At 68.3% G+C, this 1,646-nt stretch carries 2 protein-coding genes; one reads left to right on the top strand and one right to left on the bottom strand.

Features of this window, described 5'->3' with window-relative positions; genetic code table 11:
- Positions 1-932, bottom strand: a 932-nt coding sequence (gene sucB / locus AC1D1G_RS44965; RefSeq protein WP_477956913.1) for a 2-oxoglutarate dehydrogenase, E2 component, dihydrolipoamide succinyltransferase, incomplete at its 3' end; no start/stop codon positions are given.
- A gap of 329 nt (positions 933-1,261) precedes the next feature.
- Between sucB and AC1D1G_RS44960 the strand changes: the two genes are divergently transcribed.
- On the top strand, positions 1,262-1,600 hold the full coding sequence (locus AC1D1G_RS44960) for an oxidoreductase (RefSeq protein ID WP_283352584.1): 339 nt from the start codon (positions 1,262-1,264) through the stop codon (positions 1,598-1,600).
- Positions 1,601-1,646: the final 46 nt, after the last annotated feature.

Below are 1,646 nucleotides of genomic sequence, written 5' to 3'. Positions count from 1 at the left end.
GCAGCAGGCGCGGCAGCGGCGGCCGGTGCCTTCTTGGCCTCGGCGGCGGCGAGGACGTCCTGCTTGCGGATGCGGCCACCGACTCCGGTGCCCGTCACCGAGGACAGGTCGACGCTGTTGTCCGCAGCGAGCTTGCGCACCAGCGGGGTGACGTACGGGGTGCTGTCTCCGGACGTGGCCGCGGGAGCGGGTGCGGCGGCTGCGGGAGCCGGCGCGGATGCTGCCGGTGCCGGGGCACTCTTCGCGGGTTCGGGCTTCGCGGGTTCGGGGRCCGGAGCGGGCTCGGGGGTCGGCTCGGGCTTCGGTTCCGCGGCCGGCTTGGCGGCGGGCGCACCCGAACCGATGACGGCGAGCTGACCGCCGACGGAGACGGTGTCGTCTTCCTCGGCGCTGATCTCGAGGAGCGTACCGGCGACGGGGGACGGGATCTCCGTGTCGACCTTGTCGGTGGATACCTCGACGAGCGGCTCGTCCACGGCGACCTCGTCGCCGACGGCCTTGAGCCAGCGGGTGACGGTGCCCTCGGTGACGGACTCGCCCAATTCGGGCATCTTCACGGCGGTGCCCTCGGCGGAACCGTTGCCGGATGCTGCGGGCGCAGGCTCGGCGGCAGGCGCCTCCGCGGCGGGAGCCGGCTCGGCGGCGGGCTCTTCGGCGGCGGGTGCGGGAGCGGAGTCGGAGGCAGGAGCCTCACCGGCGTCGCCGATCACGGCAAGCTCGCCACCGATTTCCACGGTGTCGTCTTCCTGAGCAACGATCTTGCTGAGAACGCCGGCCACGGGAGACGGGATTTCCGTGTCCACCTTGTCCGTGGAGACTTCGAGCAAGGGTTCGTCAACTTCGACCGTGTCTCCTTCCTGCTTGAGCCACCGCGTGACAGTTCCCTCGGTGACACTCTCACCAAGCGCTGGCATCTGGACGGAGAAGGCCATGTCTTTTGACTCCTCGACAGTTGTGTTCGGGTTGTTGAATTTTGTCGACTTGTGGTCGTGAACCATTGTGCTTCGAGATGCACGTGTCTTGCGTCTACTTGCAGGTAATTCCGATTCGTCGTCACCCACTCGCTGTGTCGGCGCTCCACATCTTTCCATTGATCCGGCGGGCGTGTCCGCCGAGGGGCACCCGTCGGGGACTCCGGTGTGTCGCGACGTAATCGCTACCGGCCAGTAGTTTTCGTGTGCGGCGGAAACCGGGCGTTCGCTGGCAAACTTGGAGGACAGTCGCAGGCATCGTCCGGCGCACGCACGCGAGGAGGCTCGACGTGGGCTTGTTCGACCGATTCTCGCGGCCTCGGTCCGGCCGATCTCAGGCGTCCCCGGAGGACGCCGCATATCTCGCGAACTGGACTCGCACGCACCTCGGTGTGGAGGGCTACGTGGAACCTCGGACGACAGTGACGGAAGTCACTGTCGTGCTCGTCGCGGCGGACGGCGAGTGGACCCGGCGCCGGGTGGGCGGTGAACGTGGCGCCCGCAAACTCGGCGAGGATCTCCGCATCCCCGTGTACGACGTCCGCAAGACCGGCTACCCGCAGCGGATGCGTGACCACGACGCGCGGCGCCGCATCGAGCGGAAGCGGGAACGCGAGCGCGACCTGTAGGCCCTTCGGGCCCGTGCGCCTTTCTGGTAGCAACCACAACCAGAAA

The sequence above is a fragment of the Rhodococcus sp. P3_B8 genome, assembly GCF_056402775.1.
The sequence above is the reverse complement of the archived record's forward strand: the minus strand, read 5'-3'. Positions and strand labels throughout refer to the sequence as shown.